Source organism: Arthrobacter sp. SPT-J7, from assembly GCF_059089965.1.
The window spans coordinates 73,385-90,022 of the sequence record NZ_JBNHFF010000004.1 but is presented as its reverse complement, the minus strand read 5'-3'; the positions used below and the strand labels follow the sequence as shown (position 1 = coordinate 90,022).

At 66.6% G+C, this 16,638-nt stretch carries 17 protein-coding genes; 4 read left to right on the top strand and 13 right to left on the bottom strand.

All coding sequences use genetic code 11. The features are described 5' to 3' along the window. Positions 1–8 precede the first annotated feature (8 nt). Positions 9–647, bottom strand: coding sequence for an HD domain-containing protein (locus AC5RWX_RS08015; RefSeq protein WP_494077538.1), 639 nt, complete (start codon positions 645–647; stop codon positions 9–11). 98 nt (positions 648–745) lie between these two features. Between AC5RWX_RS08015 and AC5RWX_RS08010 the strand changes: the two genes are divergently transcribed. Then, complete coding sequence (locus AC5RWX_RS08010; protein WP_494097206.1) at positions 746–1,786, top strand: GlxA family transcriptional regulator; 1,041 nt, start codon at positions 746–748, stop codon at positions 1,784–1,786. Here AC5RWX_RS08010 and AC5RWX_RS08005 read toward each other — a convergent pair. The 5 genes from AC5RWX_RS08005 to AC5RWX_RS07985 form a co-directional block, all read right to left on the bottom strand. Beyond that, positions 1,743–2,645 carry a diacylglycerol/lipid kinase family protein gene (locus tag AC5RWX_RS08005; RefSeq protein ID WP_494097205.1) on the bottom strand — a complete coding sequence of 301 codons (903 nt, stop codon included), beginning with the start codon at positions 2,643–2,645 and terminating at the stop codon, positions 1,743–1,745. The genes AC5RWX_RS08010 and AC5RWX_RS08005 overlap by 44 nt on opposite strands. 137 nt (positions 2,646–2,782) lie before the next feature. Then, entirely contained in the window at positions 2,783–3,280 is a 498-nt protein-coding gene (locus AC5RWX_RS08000) for an SRPBCC family protein (RefSeq protein ID WP_493941330.1), read from the bottom strand. A gap of 14 nt (positions 3,281–3,294) precedes the next feature. Further along, positions 3,295–3,624, bottom strand: coding sequence for an ArsR/SmtB family transcription factor (locus tag AC5RWX_RS07995; RefSeq protein ID WP_493957568.1), 330 nt, complete (start codon positions 3,622–3,624; stop codon positions 3,295–3,297). Between the two features lie 117 nt (positions 3,625–3,741). Further along, positions 3,742–4,788: a hemolysin family protein gene (locus AC5RWX_RS07990; RefSeq protein ID WP_494097204.1), complete on the bottom strand. Its 1,047-nt coding sequence runs from the start codon at positions 4,786–4,788 to the stop codon at positions 3,742–3,744. Then, positions 4,789–6,135 carry a hemolysin family protein gene (locus tag AC5RWX_RS07985; RefSeq protein ID WP_493957574.1) on the bottom strand — a complete coding sequence of 449 codons (1,347 nt, stop codon included), beginning with the start codon at positions 6,133–6,135 and terminating at the stop codon, positions 4,789–4,791. Positions 6,136–6,443: 308 nt separating this feature from the next. Here AC5RWX_RS07985 and AC5RWX_RS07980 point away from each other — a divergent pair, with 308 nt between their 5' ends. Continuing rightward, on the top strand, positions 6,444–7,880 hold the full coding sequence (locus AC5RWX_RS07980; protein ID WP_493957575.1) for an amino acid permease: 1,437 nt from the start codon (positions 6,444–6,446) through the stop codon (positions 7,878–7,880). Positions 7,881–7,901: 21 nt separating this feature from the next. Here AC5RWX_RS07980 and AC5RWX_RS07975 read toward each other — a convergent pair whose 3' ends face one another. Beyond that, entirely contained in the window at positions 7,902–8,555 is a 654-nt protein-coding gene (locus AC5RWX_RS07975) for an SGNH/GDSL hydrolase family protein (protein ID WP_493957576.1), read from the bottom strand. A 171-nt stretch (positions 8,556–8,726) separates the two neighbouring features. On the opposite strand from AC5RWX_RS07975, the gene AC5RWX_RS07970 reads away from it, so the two are divergent. Further along, positions 8,727–9,431, top strand: coding sequence for a DsbA family oxidoreductase (locus AC5RWX_RS07970; RefSeq protein WP_493957577.1), 705 nt, complete (start codon positions 8,727–8,729; stop codon positions 9,429–9,431). A gap of 61 nt (positions 9,432–9,492) precedes the next feature. On the opposite strand, the gene AC5RWX_RS07965 is transcribed toward AC5RWX_RS07970, so the two are convergent. Then, positions 9,493–10,140 (bottom strand): dihydrofolate reductase family protein, encoded by a 648-nt coding sequence (locus tag AC5RWX_RS07965; RefSeq protein WP_493957578.1) that lies wholly within the window; start codon positions 10,138–10,140, stop codon positions 9,493–9,495. Between the two features lie 413 nt (positions 10,141–10,553). Between AC5RWX_RS07965 and AC5RWX_RS07960 the strand changes: the two genes are divergently transcribed. After that, on the top strand, positions 10,554–11,738 hold the full coding sequence (locus AC5RWX_RS07960) for an MFS transporter (RefSeq protein WP_493957579.1): 1,185 nt from the start codon (positions 10,554–10,556) through the stop codon (positions 11,736–11,738). A 4-nt stretch (positions 11,739–11,742) separates the two neighbouring features. Here the strand turns inward: AC5RWX_RS07960 and AC5RWX_RS07955 are convergent, their stop codons facing one another. The 5 genes from AC5RWX_RS07955 to AC5RWX_RS07935 all read right to left on the bottom strand — a co-directional run bounded on the left by AC5RWX_RS07955 (position 11,743) and on the right by AC5RWX_RS07935 (position 16,572). After that, positions 11,743–12,417, bottom strand: coding sequence for a LytR C-terminal domain-containing protein (locus AC5RWX_RS07955; RefSeq protein ID WP_493957580.1), 675 nt, complete (start codon positions 12,415–12,417; stop codon positions 11,743–11,745). Then, a complete protein-coding gene (locus AC5RWX_RS07950) occupies positions 12,410–12,709 on the bottom strand; it encodes a type II toxin-antitoxin system VapB family antitoxin (RefSeq protein ID WP_127514137.1) in 300 nt (99 codons plus the stop codon). The genes AC5RWX_RS07955 and AC5RWX_RS07950 overlap by 8 nt, the downstream gene beginning before the upstream one ends. Positions 12,710–12,834: 125 nt before the next feature. After that, positions 12,835–14,394: a PT domain-containing protein gene (locus AC5RWX_RS07945; RefSeq protein WP_493957581.1), complete on the bottom strand. Its 1,560-nt coding sequence runs from the start codon at positions 14,392–14,394 to the stop codon at positions 12,835–12,837. Then, positions 14,391–15,887 carry a multicopper oxidase domain-containing protein gene (locus AC5RWX_RS07940; RefSeq protein WP_493957582.1) on the bottom strand — a complete coding sequence of 499 codons (1,497 nt, stop codon included), beginning with the start codon at positions 15,885–15,887 and terminating at the stop codon, positions 14,391–14,393. Before AC5RWX_RS07940 ends, AC5RWX_RS07945 begins: the two co-directional genes overlap by 4 nt. Continuing rightward, on the bottom strand, positions 15,880–16,572 hold the full coding sequence (locus AC5RWX_RS07935) for a DUF4352 domain-containing protein (RefSeq protein ID WP_493944676.1): 693 nt from the start codon (positions 16,570–16,572) through the stop codon (positions 15,880–15,882). The genes AC5RWX_RS07940 and AC5RWX_RS07935 overlap by 8 nt, the downstream gene beginning before the upstream one ends. Between the last annotated feature and the right edge of the window lie 66 nt (positions 16,573–16,638).

Here is a 16,638-nt window from a genome sequence, read left to right as displayed (position 1 = left end):
CGCCGTGCCTACTCCGACCAGTCGTTGTTTTTGATGACCTCGACGAAGTCGCCGCGCTGGAAGCCCGGCACAAAGTGGGCCAGGACGTCAGCCTTCACGTTGCCGAACGTGGTCTCCGGGCGGTCCTTGATCCCGTCGGTGAAAGCGGCGAGGATCTGGTTCTTGAAGTCGGGCCGCGGGTGCGCGGCAACCACAGCGGCCCGCTGTTCGTCGGTGACGGCGTTGTAGCCGATGCCCAGCACGTCCAGTTCCACGCCGCGTGTGACCAGGGCGACCTCCGGCGCCATGTGCAGCGGAATCTCCGGGGTGGTGTGCAGCGCGATGGCGTTCCACACCCGGTCGGCGGACTCCCCGGTGACGCCGTGGGCCAGCAGGAAGCGGCGGGCCTCGTCGGCGCCGTCGATCTCGAAGCGCTGATCCGTGCGGCGGAAGCGCTCAGTCAGGCCCAGGTCGTGGAACATGGCCCCGATATAGAGCAGTTCCGGGTCGAACTCCAGGCCCTGCTCACGTCCGCGCAGGGCACCGAAGACGAACACGCGCCGGGAGTGGTCAAAGATCAGCGGGGAGGCGGCCTCGCGCACCAGTTCGGTGGCCTCGCGGGCGAGGGCGCTGTCCGGAATCTGCACGCCGGCAATTGATTCAGCCATAGGTGTAACCCTTTCTCTCGGTATTGTTCCTTCCATCCTCACCCGGTCGCGTACGCTGGTGCCATGTCTGTTCAGCCACGAAAACCACAGATCCGGCCATGACGCACCGGGTCGGCATCATCGTTTTCGACGGGGTGACCATGCTCGATGTGACCGGCCCCGGGGAAGTGCTGCACCAAGCGGCGCTGGCCGGCCACCCGTACGAACCCGTTCTGGTCTCCCCCTCCGGCGGCACGGTCGCCACCTCTTCCGGGCTGGCCCTCTCCGGCACGACGGCGGCGGCCGACGCGGCACCGCTCGACACAGTGATCGTGGCCGGCGGGGACCTGCTCGCGCAGCACCCGCTCGACGTCGGGCTGCTCGCCCCAGTTGCCGCGCTCGCCAAGCGGGCGGAGCGGATCGCCTCCGTGTGCACGGGAGCCTTTGTGCTCGCCGAGCTCGGTTTGCTGGACGGACGCAGGGCCACCACCCATTGGCGCCATGCCGAGACCCTTGCCCTGCGCTACCCGAAGGTTCGGGTGGAGCCGGATGTCATCCACGTACACGACGGCCGGTACATTACCTCCGCCGGAATCAGCGCGGGCATCGACCTCACCCTGTCCTTGGTGGAGGACGACCATGGGCCGGCAGCGGCGCGCGCGATCGCCCGCGAACTGGTGGTGTTCATGCAGCGCCCCGGCGGGCAGTCGCAGTTCTCCACCCTCCCGGCGCTGCCGTCCCGGAACAGCGTGCTGGAGGCACTGACCGCCTCGATCCTAGCCGACCCGACGGCAGAGTACAGCCTTCCCTCGATGGCGGCGGCCGCGGCGGTCAGTCCCCGGCACCTGACCCGTCTGTTCCAAGCCGAACTGAACACCACGCCCGCCCGCTGGGTGGAACGGGTGCGGCTGGACCGTGCGCAGCAACTTTTGGTCGACGGTTGCAGCATTACGACTGCCGCCCAGTGCAGCGGGTTCGGCAGCGACGAGACCCTTCGCCGCGTTTTCGCCCGTCATCTGGGCATCACGCCCACCGAGTACCGCCAGCGGTTCACAACCACCCAGCCCGCGCCCGCCCGCCTGAAGCAGAAAGGGCCGGGCGAGAGGCCATCAAGGCTCAGCCGAGAGTCTGCAGGGCGGCCGGGGCGCTCTCGACCTTGACGAATGTCCCTGCGTCAACAGATTTCACCTCGCCGTCGATCTGGTACGGCAGGGGCTTAAGCGTGGTGAACTCGTAGCTGCTCACGCTTGGCTGGTCCCCCAGCCCTTGGGTGGTGGCGCGTAGAGCCTTCAGCAATACCCGCCACTTGGACATGTGGGGGAAGATCACCACTTCGAATTTTCCATCCGCAAGTTTGTCATCGGCCTCGCTGAGCGTGGCGTACTTCGCCATCTCGGCAATGTTGGCGAAGACGATGCTGTCAAATTTGCGGCGCTTTCCGTCGCTTTGACGTATCTCGAAGGGCTGAAACTTTGAAAACGTCCGCGCCACGGAGATCATCTCCTTGAGCGCGCCTTTGCTCCCCTTTTCCAGGTCAATTGCCACCACCGGCGTCAGGCCGAATCCGACATAGGAGTGCGCGTATTCTCCAGGTGCTTCCGGTCCCTGGCCGGTGTGGATGCGCAGCAAGTCGATATGCCTCGTCCGCCCCAAGGAGATGGCTTCAGCCAGCGGCATCGTACCCGTGGTCCGCCTGTGGTCGTTCGCATTCCCTGCCGCCATGACGGCGCACACGGCGTTCCGGTTGCCGCTTTGCATCACGCCGTTGACTACTTCGTTATACCCGCCGTCGCCGCTGACCGACACGATGAGAACGTCGCGGGTATTGGCCGCCGCGTCACGGGCCAGCATCACCGCGTGGCCGGCATGGCCGGTCGGTTGCAGTTCGATCTCTGGTCCGTCGGGAAGCAAGCCCTGCAGCTCGTCGCGGAGCTCCTCAGCAAGCTTCGGTGCGTTACCGGTGCTGTTGGGATTGTAGATGATGACAATCGCGGCGAAGGTCCGCGTGGTATCGCTCATGCACCCAGTATGCAGCCAGAAAGTCCGCCGGTCATGGGCCCTTGACCGAACACCCGGACTGGTGAAACCACCGGATCAGGCGGGAGTGGGCGCTGATCGGGGGACGCCTCACTTCCCCACTTGGTGACGGTTTCCCGTCAGACCGCTGCGGTTTCCGCGAGGATGGCGTCAATCTGCCCCATGGCTTCCTGCATGCCTTCGGCCATGCCCATCTCCAGCATTTTCTGCAACTGGTCGGCGGATTCAAACCGCGACTCGGTGGTCATTCGGGTACGGCCGTCGACGGACTCCAGCGTCACCGTGGCATGGGTGGTGCCCATGTCCGCCACGGGCTCGCCGTCGTCGTCGGCAAATCCGTCCTCGAAGGAAAGCCGGTTGGGCGCTTCGATGGAGGTGAACTTCCACCAACCGGCTGCCTTCTCGCCGTCCGGCCCGGTCATGTAGTAGCTGGCCTTGCCGCCCGGCCTGAATTCGTGCTTGTCGAAAGTGGCGGGCCAGGTGGGCGGGCCCCACCAGCGTTCAAGCTGGCGCGGGTCTTCCCAGATCTGCCACACCCGTTCCACAGGGGCGTCGAACTCGGCCACGATCGTGAACCTCAGCGCGTCCTCGTCCTTGATGACATCGATAACCGGCATGATGGCGTCCTTTTCTATTCGTCGAGAATGTCCTGGATCCGCGCAATACGTTGTTGCCAGAGCACCTCGTATTGATCGAGCAGCCGACGCGCTCTCCGCACTCCCTCAAGATGAGGCCGCACCATCTGCTCCCTGCCGCGCTTCTCCTTAACTACCAGGGAAGCCCGCTCCAACACCGCCACATGTTTCTGCACGGCGGCGAAACTCATGGCGTAGCCCTCTGCCAGCCCCGATACCGAGAACTCCCCGGTGAGCACCTTCACCACGATGTCGCGCCGGGTGGCATCGGCGAGCGCCTGGAACAGGCGGTCCAACTCGGTATCGCTAACTTGATCTACAACCATTTGGTTGTAGATTAGTCCTCGCCTGGGCAGGTGGTCAAGAGCTTTCCGAAAATGCTCGACGGCGGTGCCCCGGGTGGGGCGCCGCCGTCGAGCATGGCTTCAGTTGGAGAAGAGCCCTTAAACCCGGCTGGTGCTTCGACTGTCGTCGCGGATCTGGCCGACGAGCTCTTCCAGCATGTCCTCGAGCGTCACGATTCCGTACGGATGGCCGGCGTCGTCGACGACAAGTGCCAGATGCGCCCCTTCGCGTTGCATCCGGTACAAGGAGGACCGCAGCGCGGCGGTCAGGCTCACCTGCGGCAGGTCGCGGATAAGGCTGGCCGGCACGGGCTGGTCCCGGGCTGCGGCATCAAGTCCAAGCAGGTCCTTGACGTGGACATAGCCATCCAACCTTCCGCTGGCGGCGGACTGAACCGGGAAGCGGGAGAACCCGTTGGCGGCTACCTGTTCGATTTGCTCCGGAGTGCATCCGGACGGCAGCGTGGTGACCCTGCTGAGCGGGATCACGATGCTTTCGACTGACCGCTCCTCGAAGGTCAGGGCGCCGAGCAGGAGCTGTTCATCCTGCTTGTCCAGCAACCCGCCTTCGCGTGATTCCTCGACCAGCCCTGCCACCTCGTTCCGGGTAAAGGTGCTCGCGACCTCGTTTTTAGGTTCGACCTTGAACAGGCGCAGGATGCTGTTGCCGATGGCGTTCATGCACCACAGCAGCGGTTCCAGAATGCGGACAACCACCACCAGCACTGGCCCCAGGATGAAGGCCATCCGCTCCGGTCCTGCCAAGGCGATGTTCTTCGGCACCATCTCGCCGAGCACCACGTGCAGAAACGTCACCACGCTCAAGGCAACGGCGTAGGCGATCGGGTCGACCAGCGCTGCGGGGACTCCCCACGCGTTGAAGGGTCCTTCCAAGGCGTAGACCACCATGGGTTTGGTGACGTAACCCAGCGCCAGCGAACACACGGTGATGCCCAGCTGCGCGCCGGCCATCATCAGCGAGACGTTTTCGATGGCCCAGAGGGTCATTTTGGCGGCCCGTCCGCCTTGCTCCGCCCGGGGTTCGACGATGCTTCGCCGTGCGGCGATGAGGGAGAATTCAGCGCCCACGAAGAAGAAGTTCGCGGCGAGCAGGACGATGGTCAGGATGATTCCGGCGGCGTCCATTTAGCGCACCTCTTCTTCGGTGACGAGGGGCGTGGCGGTGGCCAGGATCTTTGCAATCCGAGCGCCGTCCATCTCCTCGACGCACAGCTCCACGTTGGCAGCCGGGTGGCCGTGCGAATGCTCCGTCACCAGTTCGACGGCGTCTCCGGGTTCGGCGATGCGGCCCAAACGGAGGGTGACCAGACCTGCGAGGGTGTCGTACTCGGTGCCCTCCGGAACGGCATGTCCCAGGATCTCGGTCGCCTCGTCGGGACGCAGTGCCCCGTCCAGACGCCACACACCGAACGGCAGACGTTCGCTGCTGCCGTCATCGGGGTCGTGTTCGTCCAGCACTTCACCCACGAGCTCCTCGACAAGGTCCTCCAAGGTGATCAGGCCAGCGACGTCGCCGGTTTCGTCGATCAGGACAGCCATCTGCAGACCGCCGGCCCGCAGCGTGTCCATCAGGTCGTCGAGTTCGACGGTGTCCGGGATGAGCGTCGGGGGATCCATGATCTCGGTGACGGTGCGGAGGCGGCGGTCGGCAAAGGGCACGGCCAGACCGCGGCGGATGTGCACGATGCCCAGCACCTGATGGGCGCCCGGTTCCATCACCGGGAAGCGGGAGTGGCCGCTGGCCGCGGCCGTGTCGAGCATCTCCTGGACGCTCTGGCCGGGGGCGACAGAAACCATCCGGGTCCGGGCGGTCATCGCGTCGTGGCCGCGGCGGGTGCCAAACGCGAACGACCGGCGGACCAGTTCCGCGGTCTCCTCTGCCAGCACGCCCTGCCGGGCCGAATGCCGGACCAGAACGGTCAGCTCCTCGGCGGACCGGGCGGACGCGAGCTCTTCCTGCGGCTCAATGCCCATGGCCCGAACCAGTTTGTTGGCCGTGCCATTGAAGAACACGAGCAGTGGTTTGGTGACAGCGCTGAATCCGCGCTGGAAGCCTGATACGGCTCGTGCGGTGCCCAGCGGTCTGGCGATGGCCAGGTTCTTCGGGACCAGTTCGCCGAAGACCATGGTCAACACCGTTGCCAGGACCAAGGCGATCGTGATGGACACCGAGCGGGCAGCCGGCTCGGCCAGCCCTGCATCCAGCAGCGGGCCCAGTACCAGCGCGGCGATCGCCGGTTCGGCGAGGAAGCCGATGCCCAGATTGGTCAGCGTGATGCCCAATTGGGCGCCGGACAGCTGGGTGGAGAGCGAGTTCATCGCCTTGAGGACGCCGACGGCCTTCTTGTCGCCGGCATCGGCTGCATCCCTGACCGCGTTGCGGTTGACGGTGATGAGGGAGAACTCGGCCGCAACGAACAAGCCGCAGCCTGCGACCAGCAGCAAGCCGCCGAGGATCGAGATTACTTCCACCTAGGGGCACCCCCTGCTGCGTTTCTCGGAGCGTGTTCGAGCATCAGCAGGGGGCATGGACTATGCCCCGGACTGTCACCGGGAGTGGACATCAGATCCTCTCAAGATCAAAAGACAGAAAAAGCCCGCGGCCTGATCGCCGTGGACACGTTAATTCTGCCATTCCGTCCCTGTCGGCGGCAAAAGACAGGACGACGCCGGTGACCGTTCCGGGAAGCGGCGCGGACGGGCAAATTGCCGGCGGGGCGTAGAATTGATTGGCCGCATTTTCAGCGCCGCCGCTTCCCCTCCAGCAAGGTTGTTCTTCCATGCCGCAATTTGCTTCCGCGCTCGCGCGGGGCCTGACCGTACGCCACATCCGGTTCATGGCCCTCGGCTCCGCCATCGGCACCGGGCTGTTCTACGGTTCGGCCGCCGCGATCCAGGCCGCCGGACCGGCCGTCCTGCTGGCCTATGCGATCGGCGGCGCCGCGGTGTTCCTGGTGATGCGCGCGCTGGGCGAGATGGCGGTGCGGCACCCGGTCTCCGGCTCGTTCGGCCAGTATGCCAGCCGCTATCTGGGCCCGTTCGCCGGCTTCATCACCGGCTGGACGTTCGCGTTCGAGATGGCCATCGTGGCAATAGCGGACGTGACCGCGTTCGGCATTTACATGGGCTTTTGGTTCCCCGACGTGCCGCGCTGGATCTGGATTCTCGCCGTCGTCTTCTTTATTGCCGCGATCAATCTGGTCAAGGTCAAGGTCTTCGGCGAGACCGAGTTCTGGCTGTCGCTGGTCAAGGTCCTGGCGATCATCGCCATGATTCTGGGAGGCGCGGCGATCATCATCTTCGGCTTCGGATTGCCCGCCGGGTCCAACCCCGGACTGGAAACCATGCTGGGCTCGGGTGGCTTTTTCGCCAACGGGTTCTGGGGGCTGCTGGCCTCCTTCTCGATCGTGATGTTCGCCTTTGGCGGGATTGAGACGATCGGCATCACGGCCGGCGAGGCGGAGAACCCGAAGAAGGCGATTCCGGGCGCGATCAACACCGTGCCGCTGCGGATCCTGCTGTTCTACGTGTGCACGCTGGCCGTGCTGATGATGATCTCGCCGTGGGACCGGATCGATGGTTCCACCAGTCCGTTCGTGCAGATCTTCGACATGCTGGGCATCCCGGCGGCCGCGCACATCCTCAACGCCGTGGTGATCACGGCCGCCATCTCCGCCATCAACTCGGACACCTTCGGCGCGGGCCGGATGATGTACGGGCTGGCCGAGCAGGGCCACGCGCCGAAGGCTTTCGCGAAGATCTCCCGCCACGGTGTGCCGTGGATGACGGTCGCGACCATGGCCGCGGTGCTGCTGGCCGGCGTCGTGCTCAATGCGCTGCTGCCCGAGTCGCTGTTCTTGATCGTTGCCTCGATCGCCACGTTCGCCACCGTCTGGGTGTGGCTGATGATCCTGCTCTCGCACATCGCGATGAAGCGGGAGATCGCGCGGAAGGCGCTGCCGGCGTCGGAATTCCCGGTGCCGTTCTGGCCGGTCGCGTCCTATCTGGCGCTGGCGTTCATGGTGTTCATTGTGGTGCTGCTGGGCATCATGCCGGACACCCGGGTGGCGCTGATCGTGGGCTGCGCCTGGATCGCGCTGCTGTTCCTGGCCTACCGCTTCGGCGTCAAGGGCGCCGGCCGCCGCCGCGCGGAACTGGCGGACGAGACCGGCGTCGCCGCGCCAACGGAACCTGCACAGACGCCGTCGGGCCGGTAACTTCGAAGGCACCGGCACCCTTCAGGCACCGATGACCGTGGAGCGCGGTGCAGCGGTGTTGGGGAACACGAAGGCGCAGATGGCCTGCGCAATCTTCTGGCCGCCTTGAACAGAGGGTTCAATCGGGTTGGCATAGTCGCCGTCCTCGGAACAGACGAGCCGCAGGTCCAGCAGCGACAGCCCCCGGGCGAAGACTTCGCGACTGATACGGTCGTTGAAAAGCGCCGCTGCTGCCTTGATGACGCGCTGGTTGGGGGCGGACGGCGGGGTGTCGTAGATGGTGCAGGCGGCGGCGGGCAGGCCTTTCGCTGCCACCGCTTCCAGCATCGCCCCGTAGCCAGCCGCGAAGCTGTCCTGGGCATCGGCGAAGGTGGCGAAGGCCTGAGCCGCTGATTTGACCGGGTTATCAAGCAGGTAAGCGAATCCCAAGGCATCGTTCCCGCCGACGCTGACCACAAGGTGCGTCGCGTCTGCCGGCAGCGAGCGGAGCTGACCAGCGACGCCGGAGATGACGCCGCCGTCCACGGCCAGGAGCGTGGCCCGCCACCCGGACGGGAGCTGCCGTCGAAGCTGCGTCACGACGTCGGGGCCTCCGGCGACGTAGGCAGCGTTGTCGAACACCGAATCGCCGAGCAGCACAACGTGGCCAGCAGGGCGTGGTGGGTCGACTGCCATGTCAGCCTCCAGTGCATGGATCGGTGAGCACACCCTACCGCCGATCGGTCCGGGCCGAAGGGTTTGCGTTGAATGCATGTGGCGCGCACGGGCGGCTGGGTGCCGTTCTCCCAGCGTCCGCTCCCGGGTTCGCGGGGAATAGCCTCAGGACGGTTGCTGTTGGAAACGAACATGAAGATTGAGATCTGGTCAGACATTGCGTGCCCCTGGTGCTTCATTGGCAAGCGCCGCTTTGAGACAGCCTTGGATGGCTTCGAGCACAAGGACCAGATTGACGTGGAGTGGCGCAGCTACCAGCTGGATCCCACGCTGCCGGAGCACTACGACGGCACCGAGACCGAATACTTGTCCCGGATCAAGGGCATGCCGCAGGAGCAGGTCAAGCAGATGTTCGGCCATGTAACCGCGCAGGCCGCGGGCGAGGGCCTGAACTACGACTTCGACAAGATCGTGGTGGCCAACAGCTTCACCGCGCACCGCTTCCTGCACCTGGCCAAGGAACACGGCCTGATGGACCAGGCCAAGGAAGCCCTGCTCTCCGGTCATTTCGAGCAGGGCAAGGACATTGGCGACGTGGAGTACCTGGTGAGCACCGGCGTCGTGCTGGGGATGCCCGAAGAAGAGGTCCGCGAAACGCTGGCCGGCGACCGCTTTGCCGCGGAGGTCCGCGCCGACATTGCCGAGGCCCGCGCGCTGGGTGTCAACGGGGTGCCGTTCTTTGTGCTGGACCGCAAGTACGGGATCTCCGGCGCGCAGCCGGCCGAGGCGTTCGCGCAGGCGATCCGGCAGGCATGGAACGAGCGCAGCCCGCTGACCGTGCTGCCGCAGTCGGCCAGCGCCGACGGCGCGGTGTGCGGCCCGGACGGCTGCAACTGACTTTTCCGACCGGCACCGGCAGGACGCTTTCGGGCGGCCTGCCGGTTTGCCGTTAAACCACTTAGCTCCCCGACTTACTGCGGGCCGCGGACCGGCGGGCCGTGAGCAGGGTGGGGACATACTCGAGCAGCTGGAGCCGGCCGTCGAAGGTCCTGCTGTCCACCATTTCCAGTGCGACGTCGGGGTAGCCGTCATAGATCCGCTCGGATCCCGTTTTGCCCGTGATCACCGGGAAGACGACCAGCCGGAACCGGTCCACCAGGCCCGCAATCAGCAGCGAACGGGTGAGGCTGAGGCTGCCGAGCGTGCTCAGGGTCCCTGTTCTGGTCCGTTTCATCTCCCGCACGGCCTCGACGGCGTCCCCGGCGACCAGTTCCGTGTTCGGCCACGCCAGGGGCTCCTTCACGGTGGAGGAAAACACCACCTTCGGCACGGCGGCGAGGCCGCTCAAGCTTGCCTCTTCCTCGGCGGAGAAGCCGGAGTCCTGTGCCGCAGCTTCCTGCGACATGCCGGACATCAGCCGGTAGGTGTTCGCCCCCATCAGGAGGGTGTAGTCCTTTTGCCCCTCCTGATCGAGCCAGGCCAGGTATTCCGGCCCCTCCAAACCCCACCAGCCGGGCCAGCCCTCGGCCGAGGCATACCCGTCCAGGGAGATGATCAGGTCCACCAGCAGATCCGCTGACGGCGTTTCCGCAGTCGCCTCGCCCATCGCCTTCTCCTCGATCTGCGTCAGCCGCCGGGCTCTTCGGCGGCGCTTGGCCGACATGCTACCCCCGAGGCGATAGGTTGTTGAAGGGTGCGAAGGCGCTCAAACCAGATGCTGCGCCGGTGTCGAAGCTCATAGTGCGGCCCACCCGGTGAACGTGCGCACACCAGTAGAGTGAAAAGGCTTGGCGCTCCTCATGGCGGAGGACTGGTGCCACAGACCCGGTGCATTGCGCCGACGGCTTTGCTGCGTCCTGCGAGGACTGCTTCCCCTGAGGGGTATCGTGCGCTGTCCCCCGAGCGAGGGCGGCGAAGCACCCCGAATGCGACTGTGCGGTTCAATTCCGCATGACTGCGCGTGTACGTATTGGCAACGGCCGGCGTTTCGGCCCGACTTTGAAGAGGACTGATAGCGGGATGGATCAGCAACCGGCGAAACTCTGGACGAAGAACTTCATCCTGGCGATCGTCGTCAACCTCTTCATCTCGATGGTTTTCTACCTGCTGATGACCACCATGGCGCTCTACGCCGTGGCCAGGTTCCAGGCGTCCGACACCGCCGCCGGTTTCGCCTCCAGTGCGTTCGTGCTTGGCTCGGTCATTGCCAGGATTTTCGCGGGTCGGCTGCTGGACCTTGTCGGCCGCCGCAGGCTGATCCTGGTGACCATGGCCGTCTTCGTGGTCGCCTCGCTGCTCTACATCCCCACCGGGTCGCTGGCCGGGCTGCTGGTGCTCCGCATTGTGCACGGGATGGCCTTTGGTGCCGGCACCACCGCCGTGGCCGCTTCGGCGCAGACCCTGATCCCGCACACCCGGCGCGGCGAGGGAACCGGATACTTCGGCTTGTCCACCACGCTTTCGACGGCGGTGGGCCCGTTTGTGGGGGTGCTGCTGGCCGGGCTGGGCAACTACCACGCCATGTTCTACTTCTGCGCCGCAGCTTCCGTGGCCGCGTTGGTGGTGGCGCTGTTCCTGCGGGTGCCGGAGCTGCCGGCCGCTAAACGCCCCGGCCGGTTCCGGATGACCTTGAGCGATATCTTCGAGACGGCCGCCCTGCCGATCTCCTGCGTCATCCTGCTGGCGGGAGTCGCCTACTCCGGCATCCTCACCTTCCTCACCTCTTATGCGGAGACACGCGGCTCCGCGGCGGCGGCCAGCGTGTTCTTCATGGTCTACGCGGGGGCCGTGCTGGTCTCCCGCCTGTTTGCCGGCCGGATCCAGGACCGGCGGGGCGACAACAGCGTCATGTATCCCACGCTGATCTCGTTTGTGCTGGGCCTGCTGCTGCTGATTCCGGAGCCCACCATCCTGACCATTGTGGGATCGGCGATCTTCAGCGGCATCGGCTTCGGCACCGTGCTGTCCGGCGCGCAGGCGATCGCGGTCAAGGAGTCGCCGTCCCTGCGAATCGGCACCGCCACCTCCACGTTCTTCCTGATGCTGGACGTGGGCGGCGGGCTTGGACCCATCGTTCTGGGCGCACTCATTCCGGTGCTCGATTATCCGGGCATGTACCTGATGCTGGCCGTGGTCATGGTGCTGGCCACGCTGCTGTACTTTTTCGCGCACGGCCGGAACGGTGGCCGCGCCGTCCGCGCCTAAGCAGCTATTCTGCCGGTTCGTCGGTGGGCGGGGGCGAGAGCCGCGGGCAGCTGAGCTGGCCGGGCGTTTGGTCCACCCGCTTGGCGGGGACCAGTTCCTTGTAACCGGCGCCGACCACCACATCCACGCTGTCGTCGGCGCGGTCGTCAGCTACATATTCCGTGTCCGGAATGTTCCGCTGCAGGTTAAAGGCGTTGGCCTCGCCGGCCTTGCCGGAAACGACCACGGCGCTCATCCCGTAGAAGCTCAACGTCTTGTTGCCCACCGAGCCGATGTCGTAGCCGCGGTCGGCCAGTTGGGAGGCCAATTTGCTGCCCAGCCCCTCCAGTTGCGTGCCGTTGTAGACGTTGAGCCGGAAGGAACCGTTGTCCGGATAGTCGTAGGTGCCGGCCGGGCACGTGATGGGCTCGGGCGGGGGCGGCGGGCCCCAGCCGGGAATCTTTAGGTCGCCGCGGGCCACAGCCATCGCCGCCAGCCCCGCCGCGATGACCAGGCCCACCAGCAGCACCAGCACCACACCGTGCAGGATTCGGCGGTGGTAAACGTGGGGCTTCTCCACATTGCCGTCGTCTTCGAAGGCAACATCCAGATCGTCTTCGGTGATGACACGGCGGCCCTGCCAGTCCAAGGGCTCCTTGGGCTGGCGTTGGGGTGGCGGCGGGAGGCTGGTATCAGTCATCGACCACCAGGACCCGGGCGTGCAAGACGGCCCTCTGGTGGAGCGCCGTGCGGACCGCGCGGTGCAGTCCGTCTTCCAGATAAAGGTTGCCCTTCCACTGCACCACATGCGGGAACAAGTCGCCGAAGAACGTTGAGTCCTCGGCCAGCAGGGCATCCAGGTCCAGCGTGGACTTGGTGGTGATCAGCTCGTCGAGCCGCACCTGCCGCGGCGGCACGCCGGCCCAGTCCTTGGGGCTGACGTGGCCATGTTCGGGATAGGGACGATGGTCGCCGACGGCTTTGAAGATCACGGACTCAGCCTAAGGAACTCCGCCGCTGAATGAAACGCAAACCGCAGCGAGCCGCCGACCGTAGCCAAATGGTTACGCTGCGGGGCGCCGTCGCCTCCGCCCGGATGCCGCGGCGTTTCTGTGTTTCAGGCCGCGGTGATCGGCACTTCGCGGACGCCCACGATCTCGCCGGTGATCCAGTCCTCCCATTCGACCCGCAGCCGGTACTTCCCTGGCTCCGGCGGATGCAGCATCACGTCGAACCGCTCGGCGGCGCCGAAGGCCAGCACGTCGGTCATCAGCGGGTAGCCGGCTTCCCGGCAGGTGGGCGACGGCGCTCCCGGAACGGAGGTGTCCCGGAACGGCCGGCCGTCATGGGCGATCAGCTCCGCCATCCGGATTGGTTCGCCGTCCGCCGTCGTGAAGTGCATGTGGTTGGGCAGGTAGTTGGCGTTCAGGATGCGCAGCAGCGTGGGCTTCTTTGCGCCGCCGGCCACGTTGGCCCGCAACGCCGAGAGACTCCACACCCGGTTGTCGCCGGAGGGCCGGCGCGCCAGTTCCCCGCCCATCAGGTAGAAGTGCTTGGGCTCGAAGCGGTTCAGCCCCACGTCTTCGCCGGACAGCCCGGCCGCGTGGTGCATTTCATGCCAGCGCGGATCCAGCGAGTACGGAATCAAGATCGATTCGGTGTCGATGTCATACTCCGGCCCGTCGACGAATGCCCGCCGCGCTCCCGGCGTCACGGGATAGTCGGGGTGGACCACCGGGTCCACGATCACCGGGCCGAACATGCCCATCTGCGCGTGCAGCACGGTGTTGACGTGGCAGTGGTAGAAGTAGGTGCCGGCCGCGCCGTAGTTGGGATCTCCCGGCCGGCCCGGTTCCGGCGCCCACTGGTACGTGTAGGTGCCGCCGATCTCGAACGAGGTGTGCCCCACGCCGTCGTTGCGCGGGTCCGGCTCCAGCCCGTGCCAGTGGATGGTGTGCGGCCCCATGGACGGGTGCACGGTGGCGTGGAAGATCTGCCCTTCCAGCGGCCGGATCAGCGGGCCGGGGAAGCCGCGGCCGGACTGCGGCGAGTCGAAGCTCCACATTTCGAACTCCGCGCCGTCGTCGAACCGGAGGTCCCGGTTGAAGACCTCGAGGTAGACAGACGAGTGCGGCGTCTGCTTGAACTCCGTGACCGGGCGGTCCAGGTCCAGCTGGTCGGAGCTGAAGTCCACCTGGCTGCGGAACCTGTGCCGCGGGCGGTCATCGTCGTCCGGCCGCGGGCTCTGCGTCGGCTGCTGGGTGGGGGTGGGGGACGACGTCGGTGCCTCCGTGGGCTGATGCGTCGGCTCCGGCGTCGGGCCGACGGTGGGATTGTTGGTCGGCGAGCTGGTCGGAGCAGCCGTGGGCGCTGCCGTCGCGGTGGGCTTCGGGGTTGCCGTCGGTTTAGGCGTCGCGCTGGGTTTAGGCGTCGCGCTAGGTTTCGGCGTCGGCGTCGGCTTCGGTGCCGGAGCAGTTGTCGGCTTGCCGCGGCCCTTCCGGTCGTCGTCCTTCTTCTTGCGGGCCTCCGCCTCCTTCTTCTTGCGGTCTTCGGCCTCTTTCCGCTTGCGTGCCTCGGCCTCGGCGCGCTTGCGGGCCTCCGCCTCCTTCTTCCTGCGGTCTTCGGCCTCCCGCTTCTCGTCCGGGTCGCGCCGCAGCGGCACGGTCGCGTGACTCATGCTCCCTCCCCGGGAATCGGTGCCTTCAGGTTCCAGTGCGCCACCAGGCCGCCCGGGTACATGCCGCCCGCGGCGGTTTGCGACGGCTCGGCGTGGCAGTGCATCGGGTACTCCCAGTCGGTGGTCCGGGCGTACCAGACCGGGTCCAGCGCGTCCGGCGGCCGCTTGACCGGGATGATGCAGTCCTTGCGGTCCATCGGCTTCAGTTCCATTACGTCCTCCCACTGCTGCAGCACCACGTGGCCCTCCTTGTCCACGTAACCTTCACTCCGCGGCCAGTGGTAGTTGTTCCGCCGCACGGTCCAGAGGTGGTTCCCGTGGAAGTGGATCTGGTGGTAAACGATGCCGGGGTTGATCAACCGCACCAACTGGCCGCCGCGCAGCGTGCCGGCGGTGGTGCCTTCGCCGAACTGGCGCACATCGAGCTGCCGCGGATACCCGGAGACGAGGGTTTCCTCGTCGCTGGCCAGGTTCAGCGCCTCGTTCCGGGTCATCGCCAGCGACTCGTAGCCGCTGCGCCCGTTCAACGTGAAGTACCGCGGCACCGCCTTGGTTTGCAGCGGGTCGACGGTGCCGCCGGCGGCTTCGATCGCCGCCCAGTTCGACTCCACCGCATGGCAGATCCACACCCACTGCCGTTCGAAGCTGGCCCTGCCGGGCGTGATGTCCCACTGGTGCACCGGGTCCATCACCACCAGCGCGCCGAACAGCCCCAGCGTCCGCTCCACCGGCGCGTTCGTCGGGTCGGAATAGATGTAGGTGCCGGCCGGCGGGCAGGGCAGTTCCAGCAGGGCGCTCTCCCCCGGCGCAATCGGACCGGTGCCTGCGTCCGCGTGGTCTGGTCCGACGTCGTGCAGGACGAACTCATGGTCCTTGGCCAGCCGGTTGTGCACCCGGAAGCGCAGCGTCGAGCCGACCTCGGCAATGATGGTGCGCGCCGGGAAGTAGCTGGCCCAGTGGTTGCGCCGGATGAAGTACTGACCCGGGTTCGCCGGATCCGGGCCGTACGGCAGCGGCGTGCCGCGCGGAGGCAGCGCGGCACCGAGCGGATAGGTCCGCGATTCCACCAGCCGGCCGTCCGCGGTAAACACCTTGGGCACCACCGCCAGGCTGGGCGACCCATCGCGCAGCCCGGTGGGCCGGTCGCCGAAACCCCGGTGGTAGACCAGCGAGTCGTCCACCATCTTCAGGTAGCCCTCGTTGATGTACAGGTCCAGCACGCCCGGGATGGGAACGACGGCGGAGGCCCGGGTGGCGGACTGGGCGGGGTTCCTGAGTCCAGGCGCCCTTGCCTGGGCCGGTGCCGCGCCACCCAGTCCGCCCAGGGCCAGCGCGCCGAGTCCGGCGGCGGCCCCGTATTTGAGGAAGTTCCAGCGCCCCACACTGGCTGCGTCCGGCGGGTCCTCCGGCAGTCCGGATTCCGCACCGGCAGCGCTGGCCCTGGCCGTGACGCCCGCGGCGCCGTGCTCCGGTTCCGGAACTTGTTCAGTCATGGTGGCCGCCTTCGTCCAGCCAGCCGGGCCGCAGCGCCACCTGCGGCAGCTGGAGCTGCAGCGGCGCGGAATGCTGCCACGGATCGGTGAACTCCGCGGAGAAACCCTGCGCATCCGCCGGCACCAGGAAGCTGATCCAGAAACGTTCGGTACTCCCAGGTGCCAGCACCACGGCTTCCCCCGAGTCCCGGTTGGTCACCGTCGGACCGCCGTCGCCGACCTTCAGCCGCAGCTGTCCGGGCGCGAACAGCACGTGGCCGTCCGAGGCGTTGTGCACCTCCAGCTCCACCAGCAAGTGGTCGCCCCAGGTCATGTTCGCCGGCTGCGGCGCCGTCGCCAGGATGGTGCCGTGGCCTGCGTGTCCCGACCCGGCCGACGTCCCGCCGGATCCAGCTGGCCCCGCCGCAGCGGAGGATTCCGTGCCCACGGCGGGAACACCGCCGTCGTACGCCAACCGATGCTGGCGCTCCGCGGACACCAGCCGCACGCTCCCGAAGGAGGTTTCCAGGCCGCCCGGGCCGCCTGCCCGCTGATGGCTGGCCGTGAGCAGACCGGCGCCGCCCACCACGCCGGCGACGCCGGCGCCAATCAGAACTCCAAAAACACGGCGCGAAAGACCGGACGGCAGGCTCGCGCTGCCCTCCGCTTCCGAGGCGACCGCGCTATCCCCAATTAGCGTTGTCATTGCGGTACCGCTTCCATTCCCCAATGGATCTTGCAGACTCATCCTTGCCGGGCGGGCTTGGGAAAA

Excerpts from the sequence above, each read along its gene's own strand:
- AC5RWX_RS08015 (WP_494077538.1), bottom strand. The coding sequence starts at position 647 with ATGGCTGAATCAATTGCCGGCGTGCAGATTCCGGACAGCGCCCTCGCC.
- AC5RWX_RS08010 (WP_494097206.1), top strand. The coding sequence starts at position 746 with ATGACGCACCGGGTCGGCATCATCGTTTTCGACGGGGTGACCATGCTC.
- AC5RWX_RS08005 (WP_494097205.1), bottom strand. The coding sequence starts at position 2,645 with ATGAGCGATACCACGCGGACCTTCGCCGCGATTGTCATCATCTACAAT.
- AC5RWX_RS08000 (WP_493941330.1), bottom strand. The coding sequence starts at position 3,280 with ATGCCGGTTATCGATGTCATCAAGGACGAGGACGCGCTGAGGTTCACG.
- AC5RWX_RS07995 (WP_493957568.1), bottom strand. The coding sequence starts at position 3,624 with ATGGTTGTAGATCAAGTTAGCGATACCGAGTTGGACCGCCTGTTCCAG.
- AC5RWX_RS07990 (WP_494097204.1), bottom strand. The coding sequence starts at position 4,788 with ATGGACGCCGCCGGAATCATCCTGACCATCGTCCTGCTCGCCGCGAAC.
- AC5RWX_RS07980 (WP_493957575.1), top strand. The coding sequence starts at position 6,444 with ATGCCGCAATTTGCTTCCGCGCTCGCGCGGGGCCTGACCGTACGCCAC.
- AC5RWX_RS07975 (WP_493957576.1), bottom strand. The coding sequence starts at position 8,555 with ATGGCAGTCGACCCACCACGCCCTGCTGGCCACGTTGTGCTGCTCGGC.
- AC5RWX_RS07970 (WP_493957577.1), top strand. The coding sequence starts at position 8,727 with ATGAAGATTGAGATCTGGTCAGACATTGCGTGCCCCTGGTGCTTCATT.
- AC5RWX_RS07965 (WP_493957578.1), bottom strand. The coding sequence starts at position 10,140 with ATGGGCGAGGCGACTGCGGAAACGCCGTCAGCGGATCTGCTGGTGGAC.
- AC5RWX_RS07960 (WP_493957579.1), top strand. The coding sequence starts at position 10,554 with ATGGATCAGCAACCGGCGAAACTCTGGACGAAGAACTTCATCCTGGCG.
- AC5RWX_RS07955 (WP_493957580.1), bottom strand. The coding sequence starts at position 12,417 with ATGACTGATACCAGCCTCCCGCCGCCACCCCAACGCCAGCCCAAGGAG.
- AC5RWX_RS07945 (WP_493957581.1), bottom strand. The coding sequence starts at position 14,394 with ATGAGTCACGCGACCGTGCCGCTGCGGCGCGACCCGGACGAGAAGCGG.
- AC5RWX_RS07940 (WP_493957582.1), bottom strand. The coding sequence starts at position 15,887 with ATGACTGAACAAGTTCCGGAACCGGAGCACGGCGCCGCGGGCGTCACG.
- AC5RWX_RS07935 (WP_493944676.1), bottom strand. The coding sequence starts at position 16,572 with ATGACAACGCTAATTGGGGATAGCGCGGTCGCCTCGGAAGCGGAGGGC.